Origin of the sequence: Ruminococcus sp. RTP21484sp1_RTP21281st1_A8_RTP21281_210402 (assembly GCF_040914025.1) — a bacterium.
Taxonomy (GTDB): Bacteria; Bacillota; Clostridia; order Lachnospirales; family Lachnospiraceae; genus Blautia_A; species Blautia_A faecis.
This window is the reverse complement of record NZ_JBCPGE010000035.1, coordinates 1-7,587: the sequence shown is the minus strand read 5'-3', so window position 1 is coordinate 7,587 and position 7,587 is coordinate 1. Positions and strand designations below refer to the sequence as shown.

The 7,587-nt window shown below is 44.2% G+C and carries 4 protein-coding genes; all 4 read right to left on the bottom strand.

Translation table 11 applies throughout. The features are described from left to right. On the bottom strand, positions 1–1,340 hold a 1,340-nt coding region (locus AB5170_RS15575; RefSeq protein WP_368365097.1), incomplete at its 3' end, for a TIM-barrel domain-containing protein. A 133-nt stretch (positions 1,341–1,473) separates the two neighbouring features. Further along, on the bottom strand, positions 1,474–2,838 hold the full coding sequence (locus AB5170_RS15570) for a GH1 family beta-glucosidase (RefSeq protein WP_173716092.1): 1,365 nt from the start codon (positions 2,836–2,838) through the stop codon (positions 1,474–1,476). A 160-nt stretch (positions 2,839–2,998) separates the two neighbouring features. Continuing rightward, positions 2,999–4,471: a transposase gene (locus AB5170_RS15565; RefSeq protein WP_148462436.1), complete on the bottom strand. Its 1,473-nt coding sequence runs from the start codon at positions 4,469–4,471 to the stop codon at positions 2,999–3,001. A gap of 350 nt (positions 4,472–4,821) precedes the next feature. After that, a complete protein-coding gene (locus AB5170_RS15560; RefSeq protein ID WP_368361437.1) occupies positions 4,822–7,401 on the bottom strand; it encodes a glycoside hydrolase family 2 protein in 2,580 nt (859 codons plus the stop codon). Between the last annotated feature and the right edge of the window lie 186 nt (positions 7,402–7,587).

The window sequence follows — 7,587 nt, the reverse complement described above, 5'->3', positions numbered from 1 at the left end:
ACCCAGCGAAGTGCCAACTCATTGTCTCGATAGCCAAGCATATGCCCGCCGATATCGTGGCTCCACCAGCCATATCCAATGTTGGAAGCTGTGCTGGTAAAATAAGGCTGGAAATTCAGGGACTCCCAGGTTACGATACTGTCGCCGGAAAATCCTACCGGATATCTGTGTGAACCAGGTCCTGCATATCTGGAAAAAGTAAGAGGACGTTTTCCATCGCGGGCATTGTCCAGGTAATGATAGTGGTTCAGCATCCACAGAGGATCCAGACCAGGGACCTTCGTGATATTGCCCTGCTGCCAGTCGATCCACCAGAAATCAACGCCTTTGTTTTCCTCTGGATGAAGCACACATTTGAAATATGCTTCCAGGAATTTGCGGCTTGTGATGTCAAAATCGATGGGAGCTTCGTGTTCGGTATCTACATCTCCCAGTTCCTTCGCCATAGCCGGATATGCTTCCTCGAAGGCGCGGATTCCACCAGCCGGATGAAGGTTTACAGAGATTTTCATTCCATGGTCATGAAGCCAGTTCATAAAACGCTCCGGATCCGGATAGTACTTTTTGTTCCAGGTATATCCAGTCCAGCCGCTGCCATATTTTGGGTCCACTTCCTCTACCAGGTGCCAGTCCATATCCAGAACACCAACAGAAAATGGGATCTTCTCTTTCTCAAAGCGGGTTACAAGCGCCTTGTAGCTGTCTTCTGTGTAAGCGTAATAACGGCTCCACCAGTTTCCAAGGGCATATCTTGGGAGCATAGGCGTTTTTCCGGTGAGACGGTAAAAATCATTCAAAGCTTCTTTGTAATCATTTCCATAAGCGAAAACATAAATGTCCACCCCATCTCCTGTGCGCACCTGAGTCCATCCGTTTTCATCCAGCACCAGAGAATGGCTGTCATCAATCTGAGAGCAGCCACTTCTGGACATAATTCCCTCCTGGAGCGGGCATTCCCCATCTACCTCATCCAAAGTTCTTGCGGTTCCGCCAAGATTGTCACCTTTTTCCCCATAATACCATACTGCACCATAGGCGTTCTGACCGCCTACTGCGTTTAAGTTCAGACTGTTTTTGGTAAAAGGTCCGCCGGCATAAGTAACATGCATTCTGTCGGTAAAAAGCTCGAAGCCTTCCCCCTTCTTTTCCACACGGAAGTCTACCGGATTAAATTTACGGTTCCATACAACCTGGGTAGGACGGTCTTCGAATTTACCGTCTTCCCTGTATTCCATTCGGATCAGGCAGGGAGTCAGCAGGGTAAAACGATATTTGTCACCCTGGATGGTGTTCTCCGGTCTGCCAACTGGTTCCATCGTCCACAGATTATTCTCAAACATATGTGTATCCTCTCAAACACTTAAGGTTTTTAGTTATTTTTTATATATGTTTTCTACTGCTTTTTCAACCAGTAAAAACTGCTGCTATACTTTTCTTTCTGCCCCTCTGATTTGCCATGGTCAACCTCCTGAATTACAGATTTTCTCCGTTTGTTTCGATAATATTTTTGTAGAAATATGCGGAATCCTTCCATATCCGCTTCTGTGTATTGTAGTCTGTATAAACAAGTCCGAATCTCTGGGAATATCCGTATGCCCACTCGAAATTGTCCATTACGGACCATGCGAAATATCCTGCCAGATCCACACCGTCCTCAGCTGCACGCTTGTAAGCGCCAAGATAACGAGCCATAAAATCTACGCGGGCCTGGTCGTGAACCTTTCCGTCCACACCTACCCAGTCATGGGAAGCCATGCCATTCTCTGTGATCATAAATGGCTTCTTATAACGCTCCTGCATAAATTTTGGCGCCCAGTACAGAACCTCCGGAGTTACCGGCCAGCCAATTGCAGTCTGTGGGAAACCATCGTAACGTGCTGCGCGGACTGCTTTTCCATCCTCACCAGCACGAACGGTTACGGCATTGTAAATATTCTGTCCCAAAAAATCAAGTGGCTGTGAAATCAGCTTCATATCGGCATCTGTTACTTTCGGGAAAAACTGTCCAAATTCTTTCAGAATATCCTCTGGATACTGTCCCAGATAAACCGGATCACAGCAAAGAGCAACGTCCCAGCTGCAGGCTCCGATGGAGTTCTCCGGGAGACTGAAGTTTGCTTTTCTTGCGGCTTCAATATCTTCCGGCTTGTTTGTTTCCGGAACATAAAGGGCTCCACATGGTGCCATACTGATCTTTACAGGCTGTTTGCTGAACTCACGAAGCGCTTCTACTGCACGTCCATGGGCTTTCAGTACGTTGTGCCAGATACGGAAATAATCGGATGGGCCAACCTTCAGGCCTGGTGCATGCTCACCGGTCTGATATCCAAGGCCAACTATGCACTGCGGCTCATTGATGGTGAAGAAATTCTTTACTCTGTCTGAGAAATGCTCTGCCACTACTTTTGCATACTCGTAAAACCAGGATGGAGAATTTGGATTCATCCAGCCGCCCTGTAAATGAAGTGCGTATGGAAGATCCCAGTGATATAAGGTAACAAATGGCTCAATTCCGTTGTCCAGAAGTTCATTGATCAGGTTGTCGTAGTATTTCAGACCTTTTTCATTGACTGTGCCTGTGCCTTCCGGCATGATGCGCGCCCAGGAAAGAGAAAAGCGGTATGCTTTCATGCCCATTTCTTTCATGATCTGAACGTCTTCTTTGTAGCGGTGATACTGGTCGCAGGCTGCATCGCCTGTCTGGTTCTCATAAATGTGTCCACCGTCTTTGCAGAAAATATCCCAGATGTTCAAGCCTTTTCCGTCTTCATAAGCGGCGCCTTCTACCTGGTAGGAAGCGGTTGCACCGCCCCAGATAAAATCTTTCTTAAATCCCATGGTGTAATTCCTTTCTCTATTTAGGTAATTGCGAAACTCAAATTTGAAATATGAGAGCAGTTATCCACAATAAATGGAGATGATAAATGCAGAAACGTTAAATGACGAAATATTTTAGGCACACTTAAATAAGCCATAGGGCTTATTAAGTTGGTAAGTCCTATGCTATGAGAGGCTTTAAGCTTCGAATATATTCGTGGTGATTGATCTTATCTGCGAGAACAACAGTAATAAGTTGGGTGATACCGGCAAGAATCAGATCAGCATGCAGAGTCTTCTCATTTTGGGTTCGGCGTCCTGCAAGACAGAGATTGTCTTTGATGTGGTTGATATCCCTTTCGACAACAGTTCTGATTTTATAGGTATCATCCCATTCTTCGGTGCCGCGGATCGCTCCGGGATAAGCACGAAGATTCTTTTCTGGGTAGATGTAGACCATCCGCCCACATTTAGAAGAGGTACAAGGGTTGTCACAGAAACAATGACGATGGGCTTTTTGAGTTGATTTATCATAAATCCATTTCATTTTTGGACAGACAAATTTATATCTTGTTACTCCACTGCGAAGTTTGGAAGTGCCTTCGTATTTCATTTGTAAAGAAGGATCATGGGGACAACACGGAATACCATCTTCATTGATGGAATAATCCAGATTTTCAAGTCCGGATCTTGCATTCAGCGGAATATAAGCTTTCGAGAAATGTTTGTCATTACCAAAAGTGTCACCGGTAAGAAGGCTCTTATAGAGCTGTGCGGTATCGAAAGCAGCATCACCCAGGAAGGTTTTTGGATTAATCAAAGGATGCTTGGAAAAGAAGTCCTTCAGTGTCGGGATTAAAAGCTTTGAATCATGAACACATTTATCTTCGTCAGGGGAATCGGATTTCTTTTCGACAACGATATCAGGATGTGAAGCCATAAAGTTTTTGTTATAAAAAGATATGTGGCGGATGATGCCCAGTCCGTTGGTGACAATACCGAACTTAAAGACATAGCAAAAATGTCCATTGATATAGAGCTGCTTAATCTCAGGATTAGCAGAAGCATGAGAAGGCATGGAACCATAGGCAGCTTTATAAGGATCATAGGATTTATCAAAGCCCTGAGCTTTCGCATATGCCTTAAGCTGCTTGATGATCCTGTTAGCATACTTGGGATTATTTTCGGTAACAAATGCTTCGATGCCGGAAGAATCAAAGATGGTCATATCTGCTTTTGCAGAGTCAATCGCCTGACAGATAGGCTCGGTAACATCAACAAGGTTATCGAAAACAAGCTGGAGGTCATTTAAAAAATCCTGTTTGAATCGGGTGATTTTGGAAGCGTCAGGGACTTTAATAAAACCGCAGAATTCCCGAAGTGATTTTGAGTAAGCGAGAAAAGTCAAGAGAAGCTGATCCGTAGGGATAGAAAAAATACGCTGAATAATCAAAGCCCATAGAAAAGCTTGCAAAGGGTATTTACGGGTTCTGCCTGTCGATGCATAGAAATGATTTCTAAAAGAAATCGGAATTAACTCATCAATATCGATATGTGTTTCTAATAGAGAAAGAAAAGCAGGTTTGTCATTTTCAAATTTTTCATGGCAATCTGAAAAAATATCTGCCAAAGAAAGCTGTTTATATGGTATCATAAGTATCAGAATAACTCCTTTCTTGGATGTAGGTTTATAGTTTTTAGTCAACTCTATTATACCATGTCCAGTGAGGAGTTATTTGTTTTTAGGTAACAAAAAATGCCGTATTTATGTGGTGTTGTGGCGTTTCGCAAACGCCTACCTTTCTCTATTATGTGTGAGGAGAATTTTTTAAATGTGTGTTTCGATTCTCCTGATTGATCTATGTCTCGTAACATTTTATGTGATTACTCTATTTTTACTTGTGTTTAATTTCCACAAACTTCTGTCTGCCAGCAAAAATTAAGTATCTGATGTTTTGATGCGGAATGCGATTCGTATGTACTACTATTTTCGCACGCACTTTATTAATGATATGTATGATAAATATCGTAAATCCGAACGCCGTCTTTGGAAATCTTCTGATCTTCTACCGGCACAAGTGTGACTGCTTCCTTGTCTGTAAATGCAACCACATTCTCGTTCCAGATGGTATCCGCGCTGATTCCCTCCAGCATGCAATACGGAACAAAAGTATCTGTCTGAATGGAAACGCTTCCGTCTGCATTCTCAGTTACCTTAAATGCAGGATCTTTCAGTTCCAGATATTTGACTGGGACAAATGTCTCAAATTCTTTCTTGGAAACCTTCTGTCCGTTCTGTTCATACTCATATTCGGCAACAAAGAATACGCTGTCATCACGACCTGCGATCAACTCCTTGTATTCTTTCTCAAACAGGCATTCCGCACTGAGTGCAGGTACTTCTTTGGATACTTCCTGCTCCTCGATCACCTGGAAATCCAGTGTTTTCACAGCGATTTTCGCTTTTACCGTTACCGGATCAAGTGTCTCGTTTGAAATCCAGAAGCCCATGTGAGTCTCTTTTTTCTCAATGCTTCCTGCCACATTGTCGCAGAAGCCTTTTGCCATATAATGGAGGGCCTTGTATCTTCCGTAATAGTCCATACTGGACCAGGACGCAACCGGCCAGTTATCATTGAACTGCCAGTAAATACTTCCCATACATCTGCCACGGTTTCTTCTCCAATGCTCCGTCGCTTCCTTCATGGCGTATCCCTGAAGGATCTGGCTTAAGAAGATCAGGCTTTCCAGGTCTTTCGGGTAACGGAAGGTCTCGGATAAATAATACAGGATCTTGCCGTTTGCTGCCGGGTTTTTCTGATGGCTCTCCATAACTCTGGAGAAAAGGTTTCGGTCTTTTTCCTCAGTAAAGGTCTCTACTGTCTTGATAGATGGAAGGGACTGGAAACCGAACTCGGAGCAGAAGCGGAAATAGTGCTTCATGTACTCACTGAATGGTTTCTGACCATGCCATACATCCCAGTAATGGCAATCGCCGCGGTTCTCATCACATGGATTGTCGAAGCTTCCTCCTGATGACGGGGAAGACGGCCAGTAGAATGCATCCGGTGCGTTTTCTTTTACCACATCTGCAAGTAGGAATTCAAACTGATACAGGTAGTCTCTCTTAAGAGACGGTGCATGTCCCTGGGTGTCCTTCCAGTCTGTCCATGCGCATTCCAGCTCATTGTTTCCACAGATCAGGCCAAGGCAGGCATGATTGCGGAAACGGAGGATATTGTCTTTTGCTTCAATTGCAATATTCTCTGCAAAATCCGGTGTTACGTCATAAATGTTGCAGGCGTACATCAGATCTTCCCAAAGGAGAATTCCGTATTCATCGCAGAGATCGTAGAATTCGTCGGATGGGTAATATCCGCCGCCCCATACGCGAAGACAGTTAAAGTTTGCAAATACGCAGGCTTTTACATCGCGCTCCAGGATTTCTCTGGTAATTCTTGGGTAGAAGCAGTCATCTGGAATGTAATCTGCGCCCCGGGCAAAAATCTTTACGCCGTTTACCATAATGGCAAATTCCTGCCCCCACTGGTCATCCTCACGGGATACCGTGACGGTTCGCAGACCTATGCGATATTCCCTGGTATCAAGAACGGTCTCGCCGGCTTTCAGCTGGATTGTCAGGGTGTATAAAGGCTGTTTGCCGTAGCCGTTTGGCCACCACAAAGCAGGGTTTATTACGTTTATATCAGAGTTGGTACCGGTGTAGAGGAGTGCGCCGGATGGGTCACGAAGTTCGTAGAAAAGCTGTAAGCCGCTGATTCCGGGCTGTGCTGCAGAGATTTCAGCTGCATTTTTCCGAACCTGTCTGTCAACACTTTCTACTGTATTTTCTTTCACCTCTGCGGCAATATTTTTTGCTGAATTTTCATTTGACTGCATAGCAGTATTTCCAGCTTTTACAACCTGTCCATCTGCTTTCTCAATTTCACTTCCAATATGAAGTGTCACTGCTCCGTCCACATGCTCCTGGCGGATCAGGGATTCGCCCAGTCTTGCATTATCAAAACAGCAAAGCTCCACACCGCGGAAAAGTCCGGCATCTGGAAGCTTTGGGCCCCAATCCCAGCCAAACATGGAGTGTGCTTTACGGATGTACTGGCTTCCAGGGGTAGTTCCGGTGTTGGTAAGATGAATCTCTCTTCCTTTCTCCGGTTTGTAAGCCTCAATAAATTTTACCGGGGAAGCGATATGGAGTTCCAGAAGGTTCTCGCCTTCTTTTACCAGCTCTTTCACCTGGTAGACCCAGGTGCGGTGCATGTTCTCAGTATGTCCAAGCTTCTTTCCATTTAAAAAGACATCTGCTACAGTATCAATTCCGTAGAAGGTAAGAAGAATCTCTTCGCTGGCAATCTCTTCTGCGCTTACAGAAAAAGTGCTTCTGATATCAAAATCATTTTTCCAGAATTCTGTCCATTTGTACTCATTCATTCCATAATATGGATCTGGAAGAATTCCTTCTTTGCAAAAAGTATCCATGGCGGAGCCGGGTACACTCATGCCATACCAGGTATCCTGACCGCTGATGGATATCTGAAAATTATCTTTTAAGTCTCGCTTTATCATATGGTTATCCTTTCTTGTCAGCAAGCCTTTCAAAAGTATTAAGATATATAAATATAATTTAACAGTCCTATGAGGCAATGTCAACCATATGCCACCGGAGATTTACTACTGTATGAACCATTTATGATAATGTCCTAATATACCACAAAGGAAAATGTCCCAATGTAGTATAATGCTTCCATCAAC